Consider the following 26,560-nt stretch of genomic DNA (forward strand, 5'->3'; position numbering starts at 1 on the left):
GTGCTGCCGACAGGGCGTCGGGGAAGTTGTACCCGTTGGCGATGTAGACGACGGGCACGCCGGGAGTGAACGCGGTCTGGGAGATCGCGGCGGATGTGCCGAACCGGTCGGCGCCGAAGGTGCGTGTGACTGTTCCTCCCGTGTACGTCTTCAACGACTCGGCGACGGCATCCGAGACGGAGCTGGCGCTGCCGAGGACGACGATGCTTTTGGGCTTGAGCCGGAGGAGTTCCGTTTGCACGGCCGGGGGTATTGTTTCGGGCAGGACCAGGAGAACAGGGGACTTGTCTTTTCCGGCGACCGGGGCTGCGGAGAGCGCGTCGGGGAAGTTGGCTCCGCTGGCGATGTAGACGACGTCGACCCCGGGGTCGAAGTTGTTGGCTGAGATCGCCGACGAGGTGGCGAAACGATCCTCACCCGCCAGACGCTCAGCCGGGGTCGAGACGATCGGCTGGTTACTGATCTCGCCGTTGATGTCGCCGACGGTCGTTCCGCTTCCCACTATGATCGTCCTCGCTGATGCGATGTCTGCCACGTTGTCGAAGTACTCGGGGAGGTAGCTCAAGGATGACCCCGAGCCGTATTGGTTGAAGCCGACCTTGTAGGTGCCGGCCATCAGAGACCCGAGGGAGAACGTCCCATCGGCGTTGGCGGCCTCGGCACCCACATAGCTGCCGTCGTCCGCCGCGTAAATTGACACCGGGAGACCAGCAGCAGGCGTGACGACATCGCCGACATTCTTGGTCATGGTTCCAGTGACGAAACTTGCCTCTTCGAGATTCACGTTGATGTCGGCTGTGATCGTATTATCACCCACAGGGACGAGAACGGCGGCCGAGGCACGTGCGGCATTCGGATAGTACTTGGAAACGGTGCCCTTATCGATCGAGACGAACTCGATCGTGTAACTACCGGCGAAGAGACCGTCGAGGACGTAGCGACCCGCAGCGTCCGAAACGGCGGACGCGTAACCCATCCCTCCGACGGTCGACGCCCAGACTCGGATGCCAGGTGCAGGCGCAGTGTTCACTCCGAGGTCTTTGGTCACGGTGCCGGTGATTGAGGAAGCGAATCCGAGTAGCGCGTCGATGCTTGTGACCGTGGCTCCAGCGGCGACGACGACTGGTTTCGCAGACATGAAATTACTGGCGTTGTCGTAGAACTCTCGATAGGAGTTCCCGTCGTGTTGCATAGTGAAGCTGAGGTAGTAGGTACCGGCCGGCAGCGAACCGATCGAATAGTGTCCGGATGAGTCCGACACAGCGCTCCCGGAGACGGAGCCCATCAGGAGCTGCACGCTTGCTCCGACTGCCGGCACGTTCAGGCCGCCGACGGTTTGGGTCAGCGTGCCGCTGATTGAGCCTGTTCCCGGATCAGCAACCGCACTGGCCGGTGCGGCTCCGGCGAGTGTTCCCATAGCGAGTACTGCGGTGGTGACCAACGCGAGAGCAAATCTGCTTGCCCTCGTTCGATGAAAAGAGTTCCCCATTGCTACCTTCGACTGTTCCAACGCGCCGGAACGGCATGGATGCCGCCGTGTGCGCGCGGAGGTATTCCCCCGGTTCGAGCCTATTGGGGGGTGCGGCGGGAGAATTCCGACTTCCGGCCGCTGACCATACCCAAAACCGGTGCCGCCAGAACAGGGGGTACCTGCTTGAGCAGCAGCAGTGGACCGAAGCGACACGATACGTCTGGATGAGGCTCAGTCCCGCTGATCCGCAGCTAGGCGGCACGGTGCCAGACGTTGGCGCAGTTGCAGACTTCGGTGTGGTCTACGAGTGCGTCCTGCTCAACGTCGACGTGACAGCACCGGGTCAGGCGCTGCTTAGTGAAGGGCCACACCCAGGAACCGCGCGTCACGCGAGCGTCGACGTTGACGTGATCGCAGATCGGGCAGCGGGGCATCTTCCGAACGCTACGCCGGTGGACTGGCCCTCTCCGCCGCTGTGGTACCCCAGTTCAAGTGCCCCCCGAATCACCACGCCCGGAGAAGTTAACGGGTCTGGTCGGGGTTCACGCGGGCGAAGGGGAGCCGCGCTGTCCCGATCAGCCGCGGTGAGAGCGGAGTGCGTTTGACTGCTAGTCGAGGGTCGCGGCGAACTCCTGCAGCCAGACGCGGAGGTCCGGGCCGAGGTCGGGGCGGTCGACCGCGAGCTGCACGATGGCCTTGATGTAGTCGAGCCGGTCGCCGGTGTCGTAGCGGCGACCGCGGAAGATGACGCCGTAGACGCCGCCGGTGAACTGCGGGTTGACCGCCATCACCTGGAGGGCGTCGGTGAGCTGGATCTCGTTGCCCTTGCCGGGCTTGGTGTTCTGCAGAACCTCGAAGATCTCGGGGCGGAGCACGTAGCGACCGATAATGGCCAGGTTCGACGGGGCATCCGCTGCGGAGGGCTTCTCGACGAGGCCGGTCACCTTCACCACGTCGGGGTCGTCCGTGGTCTCGACGGCGGCGCAACCGTAGAGGTGAATGGCCTCCGGCTCGACCTCCATCAGGGCGATGATCGTGGCGTTGCGCTTGCCCTGCTCGGTGAGCATCTTGGACAGCAGCACGTCGCGGTCGTCGATGATGTCGTCGCCCAGAAGCACGGCGAAGGGCTCGTGGCCGATGTGCATCTTTGCACGCAATACGGCGTGGCCGAGGCCGAGCGGGTCGCCCTGGCGCACGTAGTGCACGTCGGCGAGGCCGGTGGCGAAACGCACCTTGGCGAGGCGGTCCTGGTCGCCCTTCTTCTCGAGCAGGTCCTCGAGCTCGGTCATCCGGTCGAAGTGGTTCTCGAGCGCGTTCTTGTTGCGGCCCGTGATCATCAGCACGTCGGTGAGGCCGGCGGCGACGGCTTCCTCCACGACGTACTGGATCGCGGGCTTGTCCACAACCGGGAGCATCTCCTTGGGCATGGCCTTGGTGGCTGGCAGGAAGCGCGTGCCCAACCCGGCTGCGGGGATGACGGCTTTCGTTATCTTCGTGGTCATGCCACTCAGGGTATTGAACAAAGGTTACGGCGTCATTACGCGGTGATAGACGGCGTGTCGTCCCCCGTTTACGGGTGTTTTTGGGCCTTCGGTCCCCGGGACAGGGCTTGCGGCCCGAGCTATATTGTTTCCACCTGAAACGCACCGTTCTTGCACCGCGACTGCTGGAGGCCCACCGTGTCGAACCCGAATCGAGAATCGTGACGGAGGCGGCCGCTGTGCGCCAGCCGTCGGGGGTGTGGCGGGTCACCTCCATTGTGATCGTGCTCGTCCTCGCGGCGGCGGCGGGCGTTGCGAGCATCGGATCCATCGTCGGGCGCCTCTTCGACCTCAAGCTGAATACCCTTTCCGACCCGTTTCCGGCGGAAGCCGCCCGGCCACCGGCATCGACCGGGCTCGCTGCCGGTGCGCAGAACATCCTCCTGCTGGGCTCCGACACCTGGGACGAGGTCAATGGTTCGCTCGTGAATATCAGCAAACAGCGCTCCGACACCATCATGGTTGTACACATTCCCGCGGACCGGCATCACGTTTACGTGATGTCGATCCTGCGGGACAGCTGGCTCGACCTACCGGGCCACGGCCCGGACAAGATCAACGCCGCGCTCTCCTATGGAGGCGTGCCGCTCGCCGTGCAGACGATCGAGGGACTCATCGGAACACGAATCGACCACGTCGCCCTCGTCGACTACGCCGGATACAAGGGGCTCACCGACACGCTCGGCGGGGTGGACATCCTGAACCCGGTCGGGTTCCAGTCCTCCGCGAGCGACCACTATTACCCGGCGGGGAAGCAGCACCTCACCGGTGATGAGACTCTCGCCTTCGCGCGGGAGTGGCGCGCGTTCCCCGATGGGGACTTCCAGCGGGTGCGTAACCAGCAACTGGTGATGCGCGCCACGCTCACCAAAGCGATGCAGCCGGAGACGCTCACCGACCCCGGCAAGGTATCCGCGTTGCTGTCTGCGGTGCGCCCGTTCATTGCGGTGGACGAAGGCCTCAACGTGGACTACCTGACGGTGCTCGCGGGGTCGCTGGCCAGCATCCGCTCGACGGACTTCACTTTTTTCACCGCCCCGACGAAGGGCATCGGGGTATCGAGTGACGGGCAGTCGATCGTGAACCTCGACCTGCAGAAGTTCCAGACGGTGCAGCACGCGTTCCAGACCGACGCTCTCGACACCTTCGAACCCGAGTATCAGACTATGCAGACGGTGGCGCCGGTGCCGGTGCCGGTGCCGTAGCCGCTGCTGTGGAGGTCTGAAGCGCTCAGCGCGGGATCGGTGCCGGGAATTCCGCGGGTGGGCTTGTCGGTTCGAGGCTGTCGGAGGCCAGGTGCAGCACCAGCAGACCGAGCAGCACGCCGATGACGGAGCCGCTCGTGTTGGCCAGGACATCGTTCAGCGTGGCGAACCGCGCCGGCAGGAAGATCAACTGGCCGAGTTCGATCGTGCAGCTCGCGGCGAAGCCGGCCGCGATGCCCAGCCACCAACGGGATTTCCCGGCCAGGACCACGATGAACAGTCCCACCGGGATGAAGAGAGCGATGTTCGCCGTGAATTCGACCAGGCTGTAGCTCAGCCAGTGCGGGGCGCCGTGAGCGTGCACCCACCTGAGTAGCTGGCTGAGGGTGCCTTCCAGGCTGCCATCCACCGGCGTCGGCCAGAACGCGATGAGCGTGAGGAACAGTAGGTAAGCGGCGGCGAGGCCGATCATCCAGTGGCGCAGGCGGGGATGCCGGTGGGCGTTCCGATCGAGGTCTTGTCGTCCTCGGCGTTCAGCGACCGTGTCCAACATCAGAGCACCTCCCGGACACGAGCGGGTGAGCGACCGGTCCGACGGCGTCGGGTTGTGGACCACGTCACCATCGATCCGTCCACTGTATTCCTCCTCGCTGGTAACGCGCTGCCCGGCCGGGCGCGGGTTTGCGGGCCATCGGGGCAGCGGATACGGTGGGCAGGTCAGAATTGCTCAGGCCGGGGGCCCGAGATCGCGATTTCTGAGGGGTCCACGTGTGAGCGTGGCGGTGCGCGAGCACCGGAGGACTAGGTACATGAGCCGATCCGGCCGCGCCCGCGAACGGCTGGGCGCACTCTCGATCTGGCTGCTCGTGCTCGCCTCGATCGTGCTCTGGCCGGACGCGTTCGTGCGTTGGTTCCTGCCCAAGGACGCCCTCGCCGCCATTGCGGTCGTCTGCGCCGCGTTGTCCGGCGCGCGCGGACGACTTCCGCGCTGGTTCGTCGCCGCGAGCGCGGCGACGGCGGCCCTCGCACTGATCGCCGTGCTCCTGTCGGCAGCACCGGCCTCCCAGCTCTGGGGACGGTGGCCGCGCTACGAGGGCCTCGTTACCCTCCCCGTCTACTTCGGTGCGGTCTGGGCCGGGGCGCGGTTGTTGGGCCCTGGGCCCGACTCGGCGGTCGCAGACCGTGCTGGCGCCGGGGTCGAGGCGTCGGGGAGGCCTGTGAACCGGTCCCTTCCGGCTCGTGCGGCCGACGTGGCTCGTGCCGCGGCGCTGCTCGGGGCGTCGCGAACCCGCACGCTTGTGCGCGCAGTGGCCGGTGCGGCCCTGTTGCTGGGTATCGTCTCGGTGCTCGAGGCGTGGGGCGCCCGGCCGTTCTCCTCCGACCTCGCCCGCCCCGGAGCCCTGACCGGCAACGCAACGGACCAAGGTGTCCTGGGCGCCCTGTTCCTCGCGCTGCTCGCGCTTCCTGTACTGCGGGCGTGGATGCCGCATGGCGTTTCTTTGATCGGCGGCGCGGCATCCGCTGCCCGAACCAGGGTCGTGGCGACCGCCGTGAGCGCGCGCGAGCGTGCCGTGCTGAGCGTGGCCCTGGTCTTGGCGCTGGCGACAGTCGTTCTATCGGCGTCGCGTGCGGGACTCGTCGCCGCGGCCGTCGTGCTCGTCACTCTCGCGGTACTGGAACTCGCCCGACTGCGTCTTGCCCGGACCCGAATCGATTCGACGGAGTCTGCGGGCAGGGCGGGCAAGAACAGCCTTCCCGCGCGGGTTTCGGGCAAGAAGTCCGTCGGGTTGATTCACCCGGATCGTGGCGCGGGGCGCAGCGGAGGCCGCGGGCGGGGACTTCGCATTGTCATCGTGGCGGGCGGCGCCGTGGTGTTCCTCATGGGCGGGGCCCTTGCCGTGCCGTTCACCCGCGATCGCCTGCTCGGTGCGAGCCCGCTCTCCGGGTCCTCCCTCGCCGCCCGGTTCGCGTATTGGCAGCAGAGCCTCGACGCGATCGCTGGGCGGCCGTTCGGTGTGGGCGCGAGCGGGTTCCTGAATGCGAACGCCACCGCCTCGACAGGGGCGGACACTCTCGATTCCCCGCACAACTGGATCTTCCAGGTTCTGATGGCCGGTGGCGTCCCCTTGCTTCTGGTCGTACTGGCCATTTTGGTCTCGGTGGGCGTTGTCGGGGTCCGGGCCTGGCGTCGGGCCGCGACCGGGCTGGCGGATGCCGCCCGCGCCGACGTTCTCGCCGCCGCCGGCGCCGGTCTGGCCGGCTACGGGGTGGCGCTGCTGACCCACTTCACGGCACCGTCGACGACCCTCGTCGCCGCTCTGCTGCTCGGAATCCTGGTGTCACAGGCGCCCAGGGTGCGGGTGCCGTCTCCGTCCGCAGGCGCGGGCGCAGGCGCAGCACTGGGGCGAGGTGCCGCGAGCATTCGCTCGGTGCTGCTGGTCGCCTGGGCGGTGTGGCTGGTCGTGCTCGTCGGTTCGGATGTTCCGCTCGCCGCGGGGGTGAGCGCCGCCTCTCGCGGTGACGTCGCCGGCGCCGCGGCATCGTTCGAGCGGGCGCAGGCGCTGCGGCCGTGGGACGGCGATCTGGCGAGCATCGCGGCGCAGTCGTTCGCGGCGGAGGCCGACGCGCAGGTGGCGGGTGCCGCCGGGATGGCCGTGGCGTGGGCGGAGCGATCGCGCGCCCTGTTGCCGGGCACGGTCGCAACCGAGCGGGCGCTCGCGGTCGGGCAGGTCGGCATGGGGGATCTCACCGGCGCGCAGGCAACGCTGGCGGACCTCTCCGCCCGGGCCCCGAACGATGTCGCGGTCGCCGTGCAGCACGCGGTCGCCCTGTATCTGGGCGGCGACGCGGACGCGAGCGGCCGCGAAGTGCGTCGAGCCCTCACGCTCGACCCGGCAGACCCTGCCGCGCTCACGGTGCGCGACTTCCTCGCCGCGCACTGACGCTGCGGTCCCTGGTGTCACCCGGTGAGGGCGTCCACACCGGGGTAGAACGCCGAGGCGCCGATGGAGTGCAGCGCGACGACGAGCGGTACGCCGGCGCCGAGCGCCGGGTGTTCGGGGCCGAAGCTGTATGGCTGGCGGGCGTCGAGCATCCGCTGGGTGTGCGGATGCTGCGGGGACGCGAACAGCTCGTCGACCGCGCCCTGTTCGACGATGCGCCCGGCCTGCAGCACCGCGATGCGTTCGCAGCACTCAGCGGCGATGCCGACGTCATCTGTGACGAGGATGAGCGCGAACTGGTGCTTGCTCTGCAGGGCCCGTACGAGGCGGAGCAGGTCAGCGAGGGGACGTGCGTGCGCGGGGTCGGCGGGGATCGTGGCGATCAGGAGCTCGGGGTCGAAGGACAGCGCCGCGGCGACCGCGACCCGCTGCACGACGACGGGGGAGAGGTCGCCCGGGTAGGAGAGGGCGACGACGTCGGAATTGTCGAGGCCGACCCGGGCGAGGGCCTTCAGGGCGCGCTCCCGGGCGGCGGGGCGATCGAGCCCGAGACGTCGCCGGAGCGGGGTTGCGAGCTGGCTGAGGATGGTGCGGGTGGGGTCGAGAGACCCCAGCAGGTCGGGTGGGAGGTATCCAATGTTGGCGCCGAGGAGCCGGGCCTGGGCGCGGCGGTTCAGGCCGACGAGCTCCTGGCCGTTGAACAGGATCGACCCGTTCGTCACGGTTTTGCCCGGGGGCAGCAGGCCGGCGATGGCGAGGGCCGTCGCGGTCATGCCGCTGCCGGACTCGCCGACGAGGGCGAGCGACTCGCCCTGCATGAGGGTGAGCGCGACCGCGGACACCTCTGGTTCAGCGGCCGTTACGATGCGGCCGCGTCCGCTCGGACTGGTGGCGGCCACGGTGAGTCCGCGCGCATCGAGCAGGGCCATCGCCCGGAACGCGTGGGAGGGCACGGGGTCCTGGTCGGCGCGTTCGCACTGCGGAGTAGCGGACTTGGTTCCGGCATCCCTGACGGTGTGGTCACGTAAATGGTTCATGGCCGGGCCTATCGTGTTGCGTTGGTGATTTACTGTATCCAATTGACCGCAGATCTCACCGGTTCTAGAGAGATTCTCAGGAACGGCATAACTCCTGCAGATTCTGCCGAAACGGGTCGAAAACGTGCCCAGTGCGGGGTTTTCCGGAAATTTGCAGGAGTTATGCTCCGTGGAAGGCCGGAAAGCGGGAATCAGGCATGGTCGAACGAGGTTGGAACAGACGATGAAGACTTTGCCGATCAGCGTGCTCGACCTGGCCGCCCGCCCCGCGGGCGGCACCAACGCGGAGGCCGTGGCCGGCAGCGTCCGCCTGGCGCAGCGTGCGGAGGAGCTCGGCTACGACCGGTTCTGGGTGGCCGAGCACCACAACATGCCGGCGATCGCCTCGAGCGCGCCGCCCGTGCTGATATCCGGGATCGCGGCGCGGACGACGCGGATCCGGGTGGGGTCCGGCGGCGTGATGCTGCCCAACCACGCGCCGCTCGTCGTCGCGGAGCAGTTCGGCACCCTGCACGCCCTCTACGGCGACCGGATCGACCTGGGGATCGGGCGCGCGCCCGGCACCGACGGCGCGACCGCGCTCGCCCTGCGGCGGAGCGCCGAGGGGCTCGGCGTCGACGACTTCCCGCAGCAGCTCGTCGACCTGATCGGGTTCTTCCACGGGGGCATGGCCGCAGACAACCCGCTGCGCGGCATCACCGCCTACCCCGGGCTCGGCGACGCCCCCGAAATGTGGCTACTCGGCTCGAGCGGGTTCAGCGCGCAGCTCGCCGGGGCGCTCGGGCTGCCGTTCACGTTTGCGCACCACTTCGCCGGCGAGCACACCGAGGAGGCCCTCGACCTGTACCGGGCGCACTTCGAGCCGAGCGCGTTCCTGGCCGCCCCGCACACGATGATCGCGGTCGGGCTGATCAGCGACGACGACCCCGAGGTGGTGCGGCGGGAGTCGCTGCCCGGGCTGATCACCTTCCTCCGGATGCGGCAGGGCAAGAAGCCCGCCCCGGTGTCGCTTTCAGAGGCGCTCGCCTACCGGTTCACCGAGCACGACCTCGCGTTCGTGGCCTCCCGAAACCGCCGCCAGGCCGTGGGCACCCCGCCCGAGGTGGATGCCCGGCTCAGCGCGCTCCTCGCCGCCACCGGGGCCGACGAGCTCATGCTCAGTGCGCAGTCCGCGACACTGGCCGGGCGCATCCGCTCGCTCGAGATCGTGGCCGCCCTGCGCGCCGACCCTGCGGAGCCCGCCGCGGCATAGCGCGGGTGCGTGAGGTGTCGCAGATCGAGGTTCCCCGGGCCTGCGAAGGTCGATAGGCGACACCTCAGCGCCGGGTCCGGCGCTGGCAGCGCGGCATAATACCCCTGTTCGGGGAAGAAACTGAGGGGTAGTCACGTCCCGCTGACCGGGATTTACTGACTGGGCCGTCCCCACCCGAACCGGGGCGGCACGGGCAGGTTGCTATGGACGCGCCACACCACCGGTCGTGGTTTCGCCGAGCGGTCGACCGGTGCGCCCGGGTGGCCGGGGCCGTGAGCCTCGTGCTCGTCGCGGCGACGCCCACGCTCGCCGCCGCCCGCATCACGGCGGATGCGCCCCCGCCCGACCCCGCCTCCGCGTCGGCGGCCGTCGCGCCCGGCTCCGGCACCGCGTCGGCGTCTGGTGCTGCTGTCGGCTCCGCTGTCGGCGCTGCCGTCGGCTCCGGCCGGTACGCGAACCTGCAGCGGACACCGTTCCGGTCGAGAGTGACCTTTGTACCGGTCACTCTCGACCGGAAAGGTGCCTCTCGCGGTCTCGTCGAGTGGCAGTCCCCGCGGCAGGGGCTCGCCGGGGCGGTCGCCCGGCTCGCGTTCGGCGCCACGCAGTCCGCCGCCGCGCAGACGGATCGGATCGCGGAAGCCGTGCGCATCGCCGAAGTCGCCCGCGTCGCGGAAGCAGCGCGGGTCGCGGAAGCCGCCCGGGTTGCCGAGGTCGCCCGCGTCGCGGAGGAGGCGCGGCTCGCCGCGGCCGCGGCCGTTGCTGCCGAGGAGGCGCGGGTCGCCGAGGCCGCGCAGGCCGCTGCGGATGCGGAAGCGGCAGCATCCGCCGCCGCGCAGGGCGCGCCCAGCTACACGAAGTACGTCTGGACGAGCGGCTGGCAGGCCGAGATCGACAGCTGCCAGGGCGCCGTCGACCTCAGCGGCAACTACGGAGTCGCGGTGATCGCCGAGCACTGGTCGTGCGGCGGCTCGCACTTTCCGGCGGACGGCACGATCATCGCGCTGACCGGAGTGCGGTCGGGCACCTACCGGGTCGGCCCGGTCGTCGCGATCCTCAACGCCAACACCGAACGCACCGACGCCATCCCGCGCGGCTACGACCTGCTCTACCAAACCTGCATCAACGGCTCCAACGCGACCATGTCGTTCACCGAGCTCACCCGGGTCGGCTGACCGCCGCATCCGCCCACGCAGGTGCGACCGATATTGTTGAGGTGACCAAACCGTATGCGCCCGCGCGCACGGTACCCGGCCTCCGCCGACGTTCCAGTGCGTCGTTCGGCCGGCGATGCGCTCCGCATCGACCAGCGGCCCATCGAAAGAAAAAGGGCATGACGCAACCAGCCACGGCGCCGACCGACGGTGACCCCGATGGTCCCCGTGGTAACCGCGGTGTGCGTGACGCCGACAATCCCGCGGGAGCGACGCGCGCGGAGATCGCGCGCCGTCTCCGCCTCGAGGCCGCGGCGATGGACCCCTACGCGGTCGTCCTCACGTCACTCGAGGACGGCATCGGGCGGTGGCTGGAGCTGGGTACCGGGGAGCACACCCGGGTGGCTTTCGCCGAATCCGCCGAGTACATCTATCCGAAACAGGTCGAAGCCCGCGGGTCGACGAACGCGACCGCCGTTGAGTTCATGGTGGAGAACGCGGCGGGCGACGAACGTCGCGCGGGACGCCCGTACACGGTGGCCATGGGCGACCGGTTCAGACTCGCGACGGACGTGCAGGTGTTCGAGTGGATCGACGCGAGCCTGAACGTCGGCCGGTCATCCGAGCGCCCGCCGTTCAAGCGCCTGGTCATGTGGTGGTTGGTCAGCGCCGTGGCAACCGTCGCGACGATTTCGCTCTATGCGCTCGCCGACGTGGGGGCCAACGCCGGCGGGTATCTCGGCGTCATCGCCGGTGCGCTCGCGATCGTCTTCGGTGCCTCGGCGACCATCCAGTGGAATGTCCGGAGCTCGGTGCGCGATCGGAGAGCGGCGTTCGCAACCTGGCAGGTGGCACGGGACGCGCAGCTCTCCGTGATCTACGCGCGAGAACGCGTCGACCCCGAGGCCCCGGAAGCGGTCGTCGACGACGACACGCCCCCGCTCCCGGAACCCTCGGGGTCACCAGACGGGCGGATGCCGCCGCTCTAGAAGCGCGCGTCGACCCGTTTTCCCTGATGCCCGCACCGGTTTTGGCAGGCCGCGCCTGTTTTCCCTGACGCCGGCGCCGGTTTCGGCAGGCCGCGCCCGAAACGGCGGTAGCGGTCTGCGGAAACCGGCGCGGCGGCGAGGGCGGATGCCGCCGCTCTAGAAGCGCGCCTCGACCCGCTTGGGCAGCACGAAGACGAGCAGCAGGGCCAGCACGCTGAACGCGGCGCTGACGGCCATCGCATCCGTCGCAGCACTCGTGAATGCGGACGCGAGCGCGTCCTTCCCCGGCCCGGTGACGACGAGGTTGCCGAAGAGCACGCTGCCGATCACGGCGATGCCGGTGGCCGCACCGACCCGCTGCATCACGCCGACGACACCGCTCGCGGCGCCGGCCTCCGCACGGTCGACCGTCGCGACGATGAACTGCGCGTTCGGGGCGATGAAGAACCCGCTGCCGAGTCCCGCGATGAGCAGCGGCGGCAGCAGCTCCCAGTTAGTGATCGACGGCCCGATCAGGAGCAGCGCCAGGTAGATCCAGATCAGGCCGATCGTGACGAGGGTCACGCCGATCACGAGCACCGTGCGGCCGAGCCGCTGGGCCAGCCGGTTGCTCTGCGAGGCGCCGACGATGTTGCCGATCGCGAACGGGATGGAGACGAGCCCGGACTCGAGCGCGGTGTGGCCGAGACCGGCCTGCCAGAGGATCGAGATCGTGAAGAAGATGCTCGTGAACGCCGCGAAGTAGACGAGGGCGAGCACGACGCCACCGGAGAACGCGGGGTGCGAGAACAGGTGCGGCGGCACGAGCGGGCTCTTGCCGCGACGGGTGTAGGCGACTTCCCAGGCGCCGAACGCGACGAGCAGCACCGCGCCGAGCGCGAGGGTGAGGTACGTCCAGAGCGGCCAGCCCTGGTCCTGGCCCTCGATGAGCGGCACGAGCAGGGCGACGAGGCCGCCGGAGAGCAGCACGAGGCCGACGAAGTCGATGCCGGAGCTCGCCTTGTTCGGGTCGCGCTCGGCGCCGGAGGGGAGCATGAACACGGCGGCGACGAGGGCCACGATGCCGATCGGGAGGTTGACCCAGAACACCAGTCGCCAGCCGTTCTCGTCACCGAAGGCCTGGATGATCAGGCCGCCGAGGATCGGGCCGAGCGCGGTCGAGACGCCGATGACCGAGCCCATGATCGCGAAGGCCTTGCCCCGCGCCTGCGGCGGGAACACCAGCTGGATCACGGCCGTGACGGCGGGCACGAAGATGCCGCCGGCAAGGCCTTGCACGACGCGGGCGATGATCATCTGCAGGTCGTTCTGCGCGAGGCCGCAGGCGAGGCTCGCGAGGGTGAAGAGCGCGAGTCCGGTGAAGAAGACCCACTTGTGGCCGATCCGGTCGCCGAGCCGCCCGGCGGGGATGAGCGCGAGGCCGAACGCGAGCGCGTACCCGGAGATGATCCAGGACAGCGTCGCCTCGGAGGCGTTCAGGCTCTCGCGGATGGTCGGCAGGGCGACGTTCACGATCGTGGTGTCGAGCAGCGCCATGAACATGCCGGCGAGCAGCACGATCAGGGCCTGCCAGGCGTGGCGGGGGATCACGACGGGGGGTCGGGTGCCGGGCGTGCCGGCGCCGGCGGGACCGCCGGCGGTGCCGCCAGTGGTGGCGGGAGCGTTGGTGTCTGACATGGTCAGTCGGCCTTTCGGGCTAGTTCGTCCGCGACGATGTCGGGGAGGACGGTGACGAGGTGTTCGTGCCAGGCGATTTCGGCGCGCAGGCGGGCCGCCTTGTGCTGCATGACGAAGGCTTCGCTGGCGGTGAGATAGGGCAGGGCGTGGGCCGTGGTGGCCTCGGAATCGGTGAGCAGGGCGCGCAGCGCGAGCAGGCGTGCCTCGATCATCCGGGGGAGTTCGTCGAGTAGTTCGGGGTCGAGCCGGGTCATGGCGAGGTCGAAGGGGTCGGGCTTGAGCACGATCGTGCGCAGCCCGTCGAGCCGGAGGGCCGCGAGGTCCCGGCGCCCGGCATCCGAGATCTCGTAGACCTGCCGCTCGGGGTAGCGGCCCGCGCGTTCGACGCGGGCCACGTGGATCAGCCCCTCGGTCGCGAGCCGCTTGATCGCGCCGTACACCGCGCCGACGGAGATGTCCGTCCACATGTGCACGTGCTCCTCCTCGGCGAGCAGCCGCAGCTGGTGCCCGTGCATCGGCCCCCGCTCGGCGAGGGAGCCGAGAATGAACAGACGGATCGAGGACATGCGCTTACTCTCGCATGAGTAGTCTCGCGAGTCAAGGCCGAGGGTGATGCGCAATTCCCGGCGGATGCCTCCCGTGCGCACAGCAGAAAACCCCCACTCTCGCGAGTGGGGGTTTCTGTTTCTGTGTTGTGCTGTCGGGGTAACAGGATTTGAACCTGCGACCTCGTCGTCCCGAACGACGCGCGCTACCAAGCTGCGCCATACCCCGATGGCCCGTAAGCCTTGTCAAGTATAACCCCATGCGCACGGATGCTCGGTGCACCCTCCGAACAGATCCCGCGCTCGCCGCGCCGCGGCATCCGCTCTCGCCACCGCGCCGGTTTGCGCAGGCCGCTACCGCCGTTTCGGGCGCGGCCTGCCGAAACCGGCGCGGGCGCAGGGGGAAAGGGGCGCGGCCTGCCGAAACCGGCGCGGGCGCGGCCGGCTACGCGGAGGCGGTGAGGGTCAGCAGGGTCGCCTCGGGCGGGCAGGCGAAGCGCACCGGGGCGTAGATCGAGGTGCCGAGGCCGGCCGAGACGTTGAGGTACGCGCTGCGGAGCCCGGATCCCCAGAGGCTGAGCCCCTTGACCTGCGACCGGGGAATGTCGCAGTTCGTGACGAGAGCGCCGAACCCGGGGACGCAGACCTGGCCGCCGTGGGTGTGTCCCGCGAGGATCAGCTGCGCGCCGTGGTTCACGAACGAGGTGAGCACCCGGCGGTATGGCGCGTGCGCGACGCCGATCGTGACCGTCGGCCGCGGCTTGCGGTGCTCCGCAGAGTCCGGCCAGGTCTCGTCGCCGAGCGGGTCCTCGCCGCGGAGGTCGTCCACGGCCCGGGTGATCAGGTCGAGGCGGTCGCGTCCGATGTGCGGATCGTCCACGCCGAAGACCTCGAGGTGGGTGCCGTTGATGTCGAGGGACTCCGCGGCGTTGTTGATGTCATTCCAGCCGAGGTTCGCGAAGATCCCGTGCAGCCGGTCGGTGTCGAGCCGGTTCTGCGGGGCGGCCTTGAGCAGCGACGGTCCGCCGAAGTACCGGAACGGGTTCTTCAGCTGCGGGCCCCAGAAATCGTTGGAACCGTTGACGAAGATCCCGGGGATGCCCGCGAACGGCTCGAGTGTGTATGCGAGGGCGTCGAAGGCATCCGTGTGCCCGAGGTTGTCGCCGGTGTCGACGACGAGGTCGGGCTTCAGCGCGGCGAGGCCGCGCACCCACTCCTGCTTGTCCTTCTGCCAGGGGGCGAGGTGCAGGTCGGAGATGTGCAGCACGCGAATCGGTGCCGAGCCGGGGGCGAGCACGGGCACGGATGCCTCACGCAGGGTGAACATCCGGCGTTCGAGCAAAGACCCCCAGGCGAACGCGCCGGCACCGGTCGCGGCTAGCGCGCCCGTGCCGACGAGGAGGGCCTTGGCCCCGGTGCCGAGGGCGCTCATCCGCCCGCCTTGGGCGTGGCCGCGAGCTTTCCGATCACGATCGTGATGGTGTCACCGGGCTTGGCGCCGGTCCCAGCGGCCGGGGTCATCGAGACGACCTTGCCCGCCTGTGCGGGGTCGGACACGGCGGACTCGTTCTTGACCACCGCGAAGTTGCCGAGCGTCGTTCTCGCCTCGCCCTCGCTCTTGCCGACGACGTCGGGGACCACGACCAGCGCGGCATTGCTCGTGAACACCGTCACGGTCGAACCGCGGTTGGTGCTGGTCCCGCCGGCCGGGTCGGTCTTCGCGACCGTGCCCGCGGGGAGCTCGGAGTCGGTGATCCCGCCGTTGATGAACAGGAATCCGGCGGCCTCGAGGGTGGTCTGGGCTTCGGCGATGCTCTTGCCGCGTAGGTCGGGGATCGGGACCTGGACGGCGTTGACGATGGCGCCGGAGGCGACCGGGAAGGCGTCTCCGCCGTACTTGGCGTTGGCGACGCTCATCACGTCCGGCCACATCCGGTGCCGGGCCGTGGCCGCGGTGCCGCTGTCGAACCGGGTGGTGCGCTGGTCGCGGTCTCCGGTGACGCTCATCACGCCGACGACAGTGGCGACCTTGGTCGTCGCACCGCTCATCCAGGTGTCCTTGTTGCCGTCCGTGGTTCCGGTCTTACCGATCATCGGCACCTTCGGGCTCGTGGCTGCGTTTGAAGCGGTCGCCGTTCCCCTGGTCATGACCTGCTGCATCGCGGTCGTCATGCCCGCTGCGACGGCGGGATCGACGGACTGGGTGCACGTGCTCGCGGGCACCGGGATGGCGGTTCCGTCCGTGCCGGTGATGTGGTCGATCACGATGGGGCTGCAGGTGGTGCCCTTGTTGGCGATGCCGGCGAAGGCGACCGCCATGCTGAGCGGCGCGACCTCGTTGGTGCCGAGCACCGCGGAGGCGCCCTGCTCGAGTGGCGCGCCGTCGGCCCGGGTCACACCGAACGCCTCCGCGGTCTTGCGGATGCCGCACAGGTCGAGTTTCTTGGCCATGCCGATGAAGCCGGTGTTGATCGACCCGATCGTGGACTCGAGGGCACTGTAGTTCGCGCCGGCCTCACCAGAGTCGTTCTTGGGGTTGTACCCGGGGAAACTCACGGTGCCGCCGGTGGCGCAGCTGTCCCGGAAGGTGCCCCAGTTGGCCTTGCGCCGGGAGTCGACGCGTTCGTTGAGCGAGTGACCCTCGGTGAGCCATTCGGCGAGGGTGAAGACCTTGTACGTCGATCCTGGCTGGAAGCCGTGCGAGCCGCCCTGGTCGACGTTGGTGTTGTAGTTGATGCCGGTGTAGTTGGCTCCGGTGGCCTGCACGGCCGGGTCCTGGCTGTAGTCCTTGTTCTGTGTCATCGCGAGCACCTTGCCGGTGCCGACGCCGACGCTGACGATCACGCCACCCACGTCCCAGCCGGGGTAGGTGTCGGGTACATTGGCCTTGATCGTGGTCTCGGCGGCGTTCTGGAGGTCCAGGTCGAGGGTTGTGTACACGTTGTAGCCGCCGCGACGGAAGTTCGCGAGGCGCGTGGCCTCATCCGCTCCGAAGGTCGTGTCGTTCTGCAGGGTGTTCACGACGAGATCGCAGAAGTACGCGCTGCCGGCGGCGGTCTGGCATCCGGTCGAGGGCTCGTGGATGCTCGGCTCGATCGGCGAGGCGATTGCGGCGTCGTGGTCGGCCTGGTTGATCTTGCCGTACTTGAGCATCTCGTCGAGGATGTAGTCGCGGCGGTCCTTGTTCGCGGCGTAGCCGTTCGCGGCGCCGTTGGTCGCGCTGTCCGGCTGGTCGAGCTGGAACTTGACCGGGTTGTTGACGATCGCGACGAGGCTCGCCGCCTGCGGGAGCGTCAGCGTCAGCGCGGTCGCGCCGAAGTAGTACTCCGCGGCCGATTCGATGCCGTAGACGGTGCCGCCGAAACCGGTGATGTTCAGGTACGAGCGGAGGATGTCGTCCTTCGCGTACTTCTTCTCCACGCCGATCGCGAGCCGCATCTCCTTGAGCTTGCGGTCGGGAGTGGTTGCGGTCGCTGCGTCATAGCAGTCCGACTTCTTCTGCGCATCCGTGAGCACTTCGCACTTCTGCACGAGGACGTTCTTCACATACTGCTGCGTGATCGAGGAGCCACCGCGGGTGCCGCCGCCGGCGAGAGTGGAGACGAGTCCGCCGACGGTGCCCTGCAGGTCGACGCCGCCGTGGTCGTAGAACCGGGGGTCTTCACCGGAGGTTGCGGCGTCCTTGACGAACTGGTTGATCGCGTCGGACCCGACCTCGACCCGGTTCTGGTCGTAGAACGACGCCAGAAGTGCCTCGGATCCGTCGGAGCGCGTCGCGTAGATGTTGCTCTTCTGCGAGAGCTGGTCGATCTTCAGATAGTCCGGCAGGTTCTCGAAGACGTTGATCGTGTTCGTCGCAGCCATGCCCGACAGAGCGAGAGCGGGAGTCACCGCAGCCGTCACGAGAACACCGACGATTGCACTCATTCCAACGAAACCCAGGAGACCGCCCAGGGAGCCGCTGACCGTTCGATTTTTGGCAGACATACAATTGAGCGTAAGGGACAAATCTGAAAAACCGCCTGAATCGGAGTCTTATGCCTGCCTGGGAGTACCTCACCACCCCGCTGATGATCCACAACACCGCCGCCATCCTGAACAGCTGGGGATCGGACGGCTGGGAGCTCGTCCAGGTCGTGCCCGGGCCGGAGGGTGGCCTCGTCGCCTACCTCAAGCGCCCCGTTGTGAAAGAGGCCTGAACATGTCGATGATTGATGCGCGTCTCGCCGAACTGGGAATCGAACTGCCCAGCGTGGTTCCCCCGGTTGCGTCCTATGTTCCCGCCGTCGTGTCCGGCAATCTCGTTTTCACCTCCGGCCAGCTGCCGATGGTGTCCGGCGTCCTGCCGGAGACCGGCAAGGTCGGCGACGGCCACGGTCTCGTTCCCGCAGCGGACGCCCAGGAGTACGCCCGCCTGTGCGCGCTCAACGCCCTCGCCGCCATCAAGGATGTGATCGGGTCGCTCGACCGCATCACGCAGGTCGTCAAGGTCACCGGTTTCGTCGCATCCGCCCCCGACTTCACCGGCCAGCCCGGCGTCGTCAATGGGGCGTCGCAGGTGCTCGGCGAGATCTTCGGCGACCGCGGCGTGCACGCCCGTTCGGCGGTTGGGGTCGCGGTGCTGCCGCTCGACTCGCCCGTCGAGGTGGAGCTCATCGTCTCCTTCGCCTAGGCGTTCGCGCGCTCCTCTTCGGGCGCGCGGGCCGGGGCGGCAGCGGATGCCGCGGCATCCGCTTGCCTGCCGCCGCTCCGTCCGAGCGCCCCGGCCTTCTCGCTCGCCCACCGGCCCGTCCAGTTCGCGAGGCGTTGCGAGGGCAGCTCGACCCACAGGTACATCAGCTGCGCGAGCGCGAGGCTGAGCGGCACCGACACGAGCGCGCCGAGCCACCAGCGGCCAGGGCCGAACATCGTGCCGAAGGCGACGACGACCGGGAAGTGCACGAGGTAGAGGCTGAAGCTCACCCTACCGAGCCAGACCAGCGGCCGGGCGGACAGCGGGCGCTGCAGCGGAGGCCAGAGCGCGACCACCGCGACGACGAGCACGGCGCCGGGCACCCGCAACGCGAGCGTCAGGTCGCCCCAAAGCCCGCTCAGTTGCGGGCGCAGCAGCCAGTGCGACACGAGCAGGGCCGGCCCGAGGGCGGTGAGCCCGATCCAGAGGGCGGTGCCGCCGCGTCGTGCGGCGACGCCGGCCGCCCAGGTGCGCAGCGACTCGTAGTTCGCGGCGAGCAGGGCGCCGAGGCCGAACGCGGGCAGGTACATCAGCGGTTCGATGCCCGTGACGTACCCGGTCGCACTCACGGCGAGGAAGGCCGCGGCCCAGAGCGCGGGCAGCCGGCGGGTGGCCACGGCGAGCAGCACGCAGATGGGCAGCAGAAGCGAGAACCACATTTCCCAGGTCAGCGACCAGAGTGGCGGGTTGACATCTGGCCGGCCGGAGCCGCCGATGACGCTCGCCTCGCCGAGCAGGTTCGGGAGGCCGATGTCGGGGCTGTCCTGCCGGGCAAGCCAGCTGCCGCCGACGTCGATGCCGGCGCGCGGCACGAGCAGGATCCACGCGGCGGCGAGGGCCACGGAGACGACGACGGGAATCGCCAGGCGGATGATGCGACGCGGGTAATACGCCACCCAGTCGTAGCCGCGGGCGGCGAGCCCGTTCGCGTGGCTCGCGGCCCGGCTCGCCGCCCGGCTCGCGAGCGGTGAGCGCACGAGCACGAAGCCGCTCAGCACGAAGAAGACCAGCACGAACTCGGGGCCGGCGACGAGGAACTTGAGCGGGGTCAGGGTCGACCACCAGCCCGCCGAGCCGGTGTTGACGCCGACGGTCGACTGGTATGCGGCGGCAATACCGGGAGCGGTCATCGAGACGTGGTGCACGAGCACAATGCCCGCGGCGACGCCACGGAGGGCATCGAGCGCGACCAGGCGACCGGACGAGGGAAGTCGAGGCATTGTCCCCACGATAGGGGGGCCGCTTGTGAAAACCCTCACTGCCCCCTCGTCCGGCCCGCGCGGCTACCGCAGGGTGCTCTTGATCACCTGCATCACCGAGGTGTCCGCGAGGGTCGTCGTGTCGCCGATTTCACGGCCCTCTGCGACGTCCTGCAACAGGCGGCGGATGATCTTGCCCGAGCGGGTCTTCGGCAGCTCGTTCACGATGAAGATCTGTCGCGGACGGGCGATCGCACCGATCTGCTGCGTCACGTGTGCGCGAAGAACCGCCTGGATGTCCTCGTGTGAGCTCTCCTCGAGGTGGCTGTACTTGATGATCACGAACGCGACGACGGCCTGGCCGGTCGTCTCGTCGTGCGCGCCGACCACGGCGGCCTCGGCCGTCATCGGGTGCGACACGAGCGAGGACTCGATCTCCGCGGTCGAGAGCCGGTGCCCGGAGACGTTCATCACGTCGTCGACCCGGCCGAGCAGCCAGATGTCCCCGTCTTCGTCGAGGCGGGCGCCGTCGCCGGCGAAGTAGCGCGGGTTCTCCTCGCCGAACTTCTCCCAGTACGTCTCGATGAACCGCTCGGGGTCGCCCCAGATGCCACGGAGCATCGACGGCCAGGGCTCGGTGACGACGAGCAGCCCGCCGTTGCCGTGCCCGACGTGCACGCCGGCCTCGTCGAGAACATCGATCGCCACCCCGGGGATCGGCACCTGCGCGGCGCCCGGCTTCGTGACGGTGACCCCGGGAAGCGCGGAAATCATGATCGCGCCGGTCTCGGTCTGCCACCAGGTGTCCACGACCGGGGCGACGTTGCCGCCGATCACCTCGCGGTACCACATCCACGCCTCGGGGTTGATCGGTTCCCCGACCGAGCCGAGCAGCCGCAGGCTCGACAAGTCGAAGCCCTGCGGAATCTGGCGACCGAGCTTCATGAACGTGCGGATGGCAGTGGGTGCCGTGTAGAGGATGCTGACCTTGTACTTCTCGACGATCTCCCACCAGCGGCCCGGGTGCGGGGTGTCCGGGGTGCCCTCGAAGAGCACCTGCGTCGCCCCGTTGGCGAGCGGGCCGTAGGTCACGTAGCTGTGGCCGGTGATCCAGCCGACGTCCGCCGTGCACCAGTAGACATCCGTTTCGGGGTGCAGGTCGAAGACGTTCTTGTGGGTGAAGGCGACCTGCGTGAGGTACCCGCCGCTCGTGTGCAGGATGCCCTTGGGCTTGCCGGTCGTGCCCGACGTGTAGAGGATGAACAGCGGATTCTCGGCGGGGAAACCCTCTGCCTCGTGTTCGGCGTCGACGCTCGCGAGCTCGTCGTGCCACCAGAGGTCGCGGTCGGTCCACTCCACCTCGTTGCCGGTGCGCTTGACGACGAGCACGTTCCGCACGGTCGTCGGCACGCCGGTCAGCGCCATGTCCACGGCGGGCTTGAGCGGCGTGACCCGGCCCTTGCGGTAGCCGCCGTCCGCGGTGATCACGAGCACCGCGTTCGCGTCGTCGATCCGTGAGCGCAGGCTTTCGGCGCTGAAACCGCCGAAGATGACCGAGTGCACGGCGCCGATCCTGGCGACGGCGAGCATCGAGATCACGGCCTCCGGAATCATCGGCAGGTAGATCGCGACCCGGTCCCCGGCCTGCACACCGAGCTTTGTCAGCACATTCGCAGCCCGCTTCACCTCGGCCGTCAACTCGGCATAGGTGATCGCGCGGGAGTCCCCGGGCTCGCCCTCGAAGTAGAGCGCGACCCGGTCGCCATGGCCCGCGAGCACGTGCCGGTCGAGGCAATTCCAGGCCACATTGAGGTGCCCGTCCTCGAACCATTTCGCGAACGGCGGGTTGGTCCAGTCGAGCACCTTGGTGAACGGCTTGTGCCAGTGCAGCAAGTCTCGGGCCTGATCAGCCCAGAATTCGAGGCGGTCATCCGCGGCATTCGCGTAGAGCTTCGATGTGCCGATGGCCTGGTTCGCGAAGTCAGCGGTCGGTGCGAACCTGCGGGTTTCGTTGAGAAGATGGTCGATCTGAACGCTCATAGCTTGTCGCTCCTTTGCGATGACGGCCGGGTGCGTAACAAGCCCCCCGAGCACCATACCCTGACGATCCGCTAACCCACGTTGCGGGGAATTGCGGTGCGGCTCTCTTTCCGGAGAACCCCGCGTGATCGCCGGAGGAGCCCCCTGGATAGGGGGCACGGAATCGTGTCCTCATTTATGAGGACACCGGGGACTTGCGCATCTGGATTTTCCTTATACACTTGGACTCGTCCGAACGAAAGTTTTGACCTGCATCACGTTTGGTTCCCCCCAATCAGCGTGATGCCGAGGCGGCACCTGTTCCCCCCAATAGGTGCCGCCCCCCTTTTTTTAACGACCGGTCGGTTGTGCGGCAGTCCGGCGGCCCTCCCCAGCCGTCGTGCGGGTCGAGTTGTCCGCAATCGTGGTTGCGGCCGCCGTGCAGGCACCCCTCGCCGCCTACCTTCAGGGCATGCTGCAACCGTTCATCGCCGTCCCGTCGTTCGGGCGTGAACGGATGCCTGCCGCCACGGGTCCGGGGGAGCGTGTGCCTGTGCCTGTGCCTGTGCCTGTGCCTGTGCCTGTGCCCGAGCGGGACCTGGCCGGGCTGGGCCCGCTCGCGCCCTATGCGGCATCCGCTGGCGTGACGGACCTCTTCGTCAACGGCGAGGCCGGCCTCTGGGTCGACGCCGGCCTCGGCCCGGTGCAGGAGCCGGGCTGGCGGCGTGCCGAGGCCGAGGTACGCGCGCTCGCCGTGCGGCTGATCGCACTCGGCGGCCGGCACATCGACGAAGCGAGCCCGTGCGTCGACGTGCGGCTTGCCGACGGCATCCGCGTGCACGCCGTTCTGCCGCCGGTCTCGAGCACGGGCACCCTGCTCTCGATCCGGCTGCCGCGGCCGGACCGGCCGCGACTGGCCGCGCTCGCCGCCGGCGGGCTCTGCGGCTCAGGGGCGGCGGGCCTCGCGCTCACCGGGCGCCTGCGCGCCGCGGTGCAGGGCAGGGAGAACCTGCTCGTGACCGGGGCGGCCGGCAGCGGGAAGACCACCCTGCTGGCCGCACTGCTCGGCGAGGCGCCGCCGGGGGAGCGCATCGTGGTCATCGAGGACGTCGCCGAGCTCCGCATCGACCACCCGCACGTCGTTGCGCTCGAATCGCGGCAGCCGAACCTCGAGGGCGCCGGCGGGGTCGGCCTCGACGCGTTGCTGCGTGAGGCGCTGCGGATGCGCCCGGACCGGCTGGTGCTCGGTGAATGCCGCGGCGGCGAACTGCGGGAGCTGCTCGCCGCGCTCAATACCGGGCACGACGGCGGGGCCGGCACCCTGCACGCGAACTCCCTGGGCGACGTGCCCGCCCGGCTCGAGGCCCTCGGAGCGCTCGCCGGGATGAGCCCGGCGGCCGTCGCCCGGCAGGCGGTCAGCGCGATCGGCCTCGTGCTGCACCTCGAGCGTCGCGGCGGTGAGCGGCGGCTCGCGCAACTCGGACGGTTCGAGCTCGACGCCCGGGGGCTGCTCGTGGCGGTGCCGGTGCCGGTCCGGTTTGATCCGTGATGCGCAACGGAGCGGGCGGGCCGGCGAGGCCGACGGGGAGCGCGGGGCGGGCCGGGAGCATCGCGCCTGCCGGTCGTGCAGCGCGCGCGGATGCCGTGGGCCGCCCACGCGGGACGCCTCGCCGCAGGGCTCGCGGTCACGCCCACGGCGACGCCGATATCGAGGACGCGGCCCGCATCGTGCAACGTCTGGCCGTGCTCCTCTCCGCGGGGGTGTCGCCGGTGACCGCCTGGGGATACCTGGACGAGGGTGCCGGCCTGGAGGTCGCTCACGCCGGCCTGGAGGCTGCTCACGCCGACCTTGCTGGCGCGGCCGGCCCGCGTTGGACGCGGCCGCGCGGGAACCGAGCGGGTGCCGGGTCGCCGGCCGTGGGCATCCGTGTCGTGCGCGCCGCCGGTCTCGCCGCACGCCGCGGCGACAGCGTTGCGGAGGCCATTGCGGGGGAGGCTCGGGCCCTGGGCGGCCAGCCAGGGGACGCCTGGCTCGCGGTCGCCGCCGCATGGGAGGTGGCGACCCGGTCCGGGGCGCCGCTCGCCGCGTGCCTGCGCCGGCTTGCGTCCAGCCTGCGCGATCTCGGCCAGCTGCACGCCGACCTCGAGACGGCGCTCGCCGGCCCCGCCGCGACGGCCCGGCTGGTCGCCGTCCTGCCGCTCGTCGGAATCCTGTTCGGTGTGGTGCTCGGGTTCAACACCGTCGCGACGCTGTTCCTGACGGTGCCGGGCTGGCTGTGCCTCGGCAGCGGCACCGGGCTGATGCTCGCGGGGAGCCGGTGGAATCGCCGGCTGGTCCGGCGGGCCCGGGTGCGGGCGCCGACGCCGGGCCTCGAACTCGACCTGACCGCGATCGCGATGAGCGGTGGCGGTTCGGTGGAGCGTGCCCGGGCCCTGGTGACCGAGGTGCTCGACCGGTACCTGCCAGCCGACCATGGCCGGCGCCCGGAGCGTGGCCGTGGGTCTGGCTCCGGAGGCACCGGCCGCGCGGACCCTCGGGGTGCCGCGGACGTGGGTCGAACTGCCGCGGACCGGGTGCTGGACCTCGCCGTGCGCGCCGGCGTGCCCGCCGCGGAACTCCTGCGCAGTGAAGCCGAGCAGCTGCGCCGCGACGCCCGAACGGCGGGCCAGCGGCGGGCGATCAGTCTCGGGATCGCCCTGCTGGTTCCCCTCGGGGTGTGTGTGCTGCCGGCCTTCATGCTGCTCGGCGTTGTCCCGCTCCTCGTGACGGTGCTGTCGACGACGCTCTCGGAGTTCTAGCCGGCGGCATCCGGACACGAAAAAAGAGCCGGACCCTCGGGTCCGGCTCTTTCGAAGTCACGGTAAATCTGTCCAGCTGCTCTAGTCCTTGCGCTCCGGACGAGCTTTCTTGTCGGCGCGTTTTTCCTTCAGAGTCTTCGCTGCGGCAGTCTTGCCGGTGCTCTTCTTAGGGGATTTGTCTGCCATCAGCGCCTCGTTCCCCGGACCCTTGTGGGTGCCGTTGGGAAGACACTACGCTCATCTTTCGCCAAAGGTAACCCCTTTCTGAAATTGGTCGACCGGGTCCACAAATCGGGTCCGAGAATCGTCCCCCGTCCTCCCGCGAGAGCGTACTTTTGGCCCTTAAACCGCGGGTTTAAGGGCCAAAAGTGCGCTCTCGCGGGGGCTGCGCGGGGTGGCGTGTCCTCAACAGGACCGGGACGGGCGGGGTTGTGCACGGGTCCCGGACGGGAGCCGGCACCGGGGACCGGCAGGGCGAATCTGGACTCGATCGTGCCGCCGGACTAGCGCGTCGATGGACGCGAGAGGAGAAGAACCGATGCCGAGCACCACAACCACGTCGCAAAGCCAGACCGGGTCCAGGCCTGCCCCCTGTGTGCCCGAGTTGCGCGCTTCAGAGAGTGCGCTTCCGCCGAAACCGAAAAGGCGGGTGTCCGGCATGGCCGATGCTGCGGCCGGCGCGGTGCCGCACGGCATCGTGCGCACCCGCACCGTGCCGACGAACACGTCCCGCGCCCTAAGACGGCTGCGCGACGAGGGAGGCGCCGCGACGGCCGAGTATGTGATCGCGACGATGGCGGCCGTCGGCTTCGCGGGGCTGCTCATCCTCATCCTGCGGGGAGACGAAGTGCGCGGCATCCTCACCGAGCTGGTGCGCCATGCCCTCACGGTGGGGTAGCCGGAGGGGCGCGGCGTGCCGTTCCTGTTCCCGTGCCGCGGTCCCCCGTGCCGCGACCCCCCGTGCCGAGGGGAGCAGCGCCACGGGGGAGCGCGGCAGCGTCACGGCCGAGTTCGCCGCCGTCGTTCCGGCCGTCCTCCTCGTGCTGCTGCTGTGCCTCGGCGGGGTGCAGGTGAGCGGTCAACAGGTCCGGCTGGCGGATGCCGCGGCCCAGGCCGCCCGTTCCCTCGCCCGGGGCGACGGGCTGGTCCACGCGACCGCGCTCGCGCGGCAACTCGTCGGCGGAGCGAGCGTCTCCGCGGACCAGCGCGGCGACGCGGTCTGCGCCCGGCTGAGTGCGCCCGGCGCGCTCGGCATCACCGTGACGGCGGCCTCCTGCGCCCTCGGCGGCGCCACGTGACCCGCGACCGCGATCGTGGCTCCGGGTCGGTGCTCGCGGTGGGCGTCCTCGGGGCGGTCGTGCTGCTGACCGCCTTGGTGCTCCCGCTCTTCGCGGTGCTTGTCGTCGGCCAGACCGTGCGGGCGGCGGCGGATGCCGCGGCGCTCGCCGCAGCGGACACGCTGTCGGGGCTCGTGGCCGGGGTGCCCTGCCAGGCCGCGGCCGAGATCGCGGCCCTGGACGGGGCATCCGTGGCGCTGTGCACAACGGAGGGTCCGCTCGCGAGTGTCACGGTCACCCGGCACTTTCTCGGCTGGAATCTGAGGGCGCGGGCCAGGGCCGGTCCACCGGGTGCGGCGGACGGCGGGGCGTCGCCCGGCGTCGGGCGGGGCGGAGGGCCCGGTTCAGTCGAAAATGGCCTCGAGGTAGCGGTAGTCGACGGCCGTCGGCCGCTCGGGAAATTCCGTGGAGTCGAACTCCAGGCCGGCTCCGCGGGTATAGAGGTAGCGCTTGCCACCGGACTCCGCGGGAATCTCGAGACGAGGCCGGATATCGCCCGTCTCGAGGAACTCGGTGGTGATCGTCTTGCCTTCGAGGGGGCCGTCCGTAAGCTTCGCGGTGTACGTGCCCGTAGCTGCTGTACCCATGCCTCCATTGTCCTCACCCAGGCGCGGCTGGCAAGTCCCAAAGCCCTGTGTGACGTGTGGCCGATTAGGTGGGCACC

22 protein-coding genes, 1 tRNA gene and 1 pseudogene are annotated in these 26,560 nt (G+C 69.4%); 12 read left to right on the forward strand and 12 right to left on the reverse strand.

Annotated elements, in window-relative coordinates:
• Both MQH31_RS10580 and galU read right to left on the reverse strand, forming a co-directional pair.
• On the reverse strand, positions 1-1,417 hold a 1,417-nt coding region (locus tag MQH31_RS10580; protein WP_243012009.1), incomplete at its 3' end, for a cell wall-binding repeat-containing protein.
• A gap of 662 nt (positions 1,418-2,079) precedes the next feature.
• Complete coding sequence (gene galU / locus MQH31_RS10585; RefSeq protein WP_243012010.1) at positions 2,080-2,973, reverse strand: UTP--glucose-1-phosphate uridylyltransferase GalU; 894 nt, start codon at positions 2,971-2,973, stop codon at positions 2,080-2,082.
• A 218-nt stretch (positions 2,974-3,191) separates the two neighbouring features.
• On the opposite strand from galU, the gene MQH31_RS10590 reads away from it, so the two are divergent.
• Entirely contained in the window at positions 3,192-4,217 is a 1,026-nt protein-coding gene (locus tag MQH31_RS10590) for an LCP family protein (protein ID WP_243012011.1), read from the forward strand.
• Positions 4,218-4,242: 25 nt separating this feature from the next.
• On the opposite strand, the gene MQH31_RS10595 is transcribed toward MQH31_RS10590, so the two are convergent.
• On the reverse strand, positions 4,243-4,770 hold the full coding sequence (locus MQH31_RS10595) for a VanZ family protein (RefSeq protein ID WP_243012012.1): 528 nt from the start codon (positions 4,768-4,770) through the stop codon (positions 4,243-4,245).
• 256 nt (positions 4,771-5,026) lie between these two features.
• Between MQH31_RS10595 and MQH31_RS10600 the strand changes: the two genes are divergently transcribed.
• A complete protein-coding gene (locus MQH31_RS10600; RefSeq protein ID WP_243012013.1) occupies positions 5,027-7,159 on the forward strand; it encodes an O-antigen ligase family protein in 2,133 nt (710 codons plus the stop codon).
• 17 nt (positions 7,160-7,176) lie between these two features.
• Here MQH31_RS10600 and MQH31_RS10605 read toward each other — a convergent pair whose 3' ends face one another.
• Entirely contained in the window at positions 7,177-8,196 is a 1,020-nt protein-coding gene (locus MQH31_RS10605; protein ID WP_243012014.1) for an ATP-binding cassette domain-containing protein, read from the reverse strand.
• A gap of 223 nt (positions 8,197-8,419) precedes the next feature.
• On the opposite strand from MQH31_RS10605, the gene MQH31_RS10610 reads away from it, so the two are divergent.
• The 3 genes from MQH31_RS10610 (at position 8,420) to MQH31_RS10620 (ending at position 11,588) form a co-directional block, all read left to right on the forward strand.
• Positions 8,420-9,448, forward strand: coding sequence for an LLM class flavin-dependent oxidoreductase (locus MQH31_RS10610; protein WP_243012015.1), 1,029 nt, complete (start codon positions 8,420-8,422; stop codon positions 9,446-9,448).
• Between the two features lie 272 nt (positions 9,449-9,720).
• On the forward strand, positions 9,721-10,620 hold the full coding sequence (locus tag MQH31_RS10615; RefSeq protein ID WP_243012016.1) for a hypothetical protein: 900 nt from the start codon (positions 9,721-9,723) through the stop codon (positions 10,618-10,620).
• A gap of 158 nt (positions 10,621-10,778) precedes the next feature.
• A complete protein-coding gene (locus MQH31_RS10620) occupies positions 10,779-11,588 on the forward strand; it encodes a hypothetical protein (RefSeq protein ID WP_243012017.1) in 810 nt (269 codons plus the stop codon).
• Between the two features lie 156 nt (positions 11,589-11,744).
• On the opposite strand, the gene MQH31_RS10625 is transcribed toward MQH31_RS10620, so the two are convergent.
• The 5 genes from MQH31_RS10625 to MQH31_RS10645 all read right to left on the reverse strand — a co-directional run bounded on the left by MQH31_RS10625 (position 11,745) and on the right by MQH31_RS10645 (position 17,737).
• A complete protein-coding gene (locus MQH31_RS10625; RefSeq protein WP_243012018.1) occupies positions 11,745-13,265 on the reverse strand; it encodes a DHA2 family efflux MFS transporter permease subunit in 1,521 nt (506 codons plus the stop codon).
• A gap of 2 nt (positions 13,266-13,267) precedes the next feature.
• Positions 13,268-13,831 (reverse strand): PadR family transcriptional regulator, encoded by a 564-nt coding sequence (locus tag MQH31_RS10630; protein WP_243012019.1) that lies wholly within the window; start codon positions 13,829-13,831, stop codon positions 13,268-13,270.
• A 134-nt stretch (positions 13,832-13,965) separates the two neighbouring features.
• A tRNA-Pro gene (locus tag MQH31_RS10635) sits at positions 13,966-14,039 on the reverse strand.
• A gap of 216 nt (positions 14,040-14,255) precedes the next feature.
• Positions 14,256-15,242, reverse strand: a complete 987-nt coding sequence (locus MQH31_RS10640) for a metallophosphoesterase (RefSeq protein ID WP_243012020.1) — start codon at positions 15,240-15,242, stop codon at positions 14,256-14,258.
• Positions 15,239-17,737: a transglycosylase domain-containing protein gene (locus MQH31_RS10645; RefSeq protein WP_243012021.1), complete on the reverse strand. Its 2,499-nt coding sequence runs from the start codon at positions 17,735-17,737 to the stop codon at positions 15,239-15,241. Before MQH31_RS10645 ends, MQH31_RS10640 begins: the two co-directional genes overlap by 4 nt.
• A 110-nt stretch (positions 17,738-17,847) precedes the next feature.
• Here MQH31_RS10645 and sp36 point away from each other — a divergent pair, with 110 nt between their 5' ends.
• Both sp36 and MQH31_RS10655 read left to right on the forward strand, forming a co-directional pair.
• A complete protein-coding gene (sp36, locus tag MQH31_RS10650; RefSeq protein ID WP_166787392.1) occupies positions 17,848-18,009 on the forward strand; it encodes a Sp36 family protein in 162 nt (53 codons plus the stop codon).
• A gap of 2 nt (positions 18,010-18,011) precedes the next feature.
• Complete coding sequence (locus tag MQH31_RS10655; RefSeq protein WP_243012022.1) at positions 18,012-18,482, forward strand: RidA family protein; 471 nt, start codon at positions 18,012-18,014, stop codon at positions 18,480-18,482.
• On the opposite strand, the gene MQH31_RS10660 is transcribed toward MQH31_RS10655, so the two are convergent.
• Both MQH31_RS10660 and acs read right to left on the reverse strand, forming a co-directional pair.
• Entirely contained in the window at positions 18,479-19,762 is a 1,284-nt protein-coding gene (locus tag MQH31_RS10660; protein ID WP_243012023.1) for an acyltransferase family protein, read from the reverse strand. The two genes, MQH31_RS10655 and MQH31_RS10660, sit on opposite strands and share 4 nt — an antisense overlap.
• A 63-nt stretch (positions 19,763-19,825) precedes the next feature.
• Positions 19,826-21,781: an acetate--CoA ligase gene (acs, locus tag MQH31_RS10665; protein ID WP_243012024.1), complete on the reverse strand. Its 1,956-nt coding sequence runs from the start codon at positions 21,779-21,781 to the stop codon at positions 19,826-19,828.
• 451 nt (positions 21,782-22,232) lie between these two features.
• Here acs and MQH31_RS10670 point away from each other — a divergent pair, with 451 nt between their 5' ends.
• From MQH31_RS10670 to MQH31_RS20995, 5 genes and pseudogenes are all read left to right on the forward strand, one after another.
• Complete coding sequence (locus tag MQH31_RS10670; protein ID WP_372488149.1) at positions 22,233-23,309, forward strand: TadA family conjugal transfer-associated ATPase; 1,077 nt, start codon at positions 22,233-22,235, stop codon at positions 23,307-23,309.
• On the forward strand, positions 23,309-24,559 hold the full coding sequence (locus MQH31_RS10675; RefSeq protein WP_243012169.1) for a pilus assembly protein: 1,251 nt from the start codon (positions 23,309-23,311) through the stop codon (positions 24,557-24,559). The genes MQH31_RS10670 and MQH31_RS10675 overlap by 1 nt, the downstream gene beginning before the upstream one ends.
• 658 nt (positions 24,560-25,217) lie before the next feature.
• Positions 25,218-25,457 carry a DUF4244 domain-containing protein gene (locus MQH31_RS10680; protein ID WP_134535283.1) on the forward strand — a complete coding sequence of 80 codons (240 nt, stop codon included), beginning with the start codon at positions 25,218-25,220 and terminating at the stop codon, positions 25,455-25,457.
• Positions 25,438-25,857 carry a TadE family type IV pilus minor pilin gene (locus MQH31_RS10685; protein WP_243012026.1) on the forward strand — a complete coding sequence of 140 codons (420 nt, stop codon included), beginning with the start codon at positions 25,438-25,440 and terminating at the stop codon, positions 25,855-25,857. The genes MQH31_RS10680 and MQH31_RS10685 overlap by 20 nt, the downstream gene beginning before the upstream one ends.
• A 59-nt stretch (positions 25,858-25,916) precedes the next feature.
• Positions 25,917-26,123 (forward strand): annotated as a pseudogene (locus MQH31_RS20995) (Rv3654c family TadE-like protein); the annotation flags it as partial.
• A gap of 117 nt (positions 26,124-26,240) precedes the next feature.
• On the opposite strand, the gene MQH31_RS10695 reads toward MQH31_RS20995, so the two are convergent.
• Positions 26,241-26,483: a hypothetical protein gene (locus MQH31_RS10695; protein WP_134535327.1), complete on the reverse strand. Its 243-nt coding sequence runs from the start codon at positions 26,481-26,483 to the stop codon at positions 26,241-26,243.
• Positions 26,484-26,560 lie beyond the last annotated feature (77 nt).

Origin of the sequence: Cryobacterium zhongshanensis, from assembly GCF_022760445.1 — a bacterium.
Taxonomy (GTDB): domain Bacteria; phylum Actinomycetota; class Actinomycetes; order Actinomycetales; family Microbacteriaceae; genus Cryobacterium; species Cryobacterium algoricola.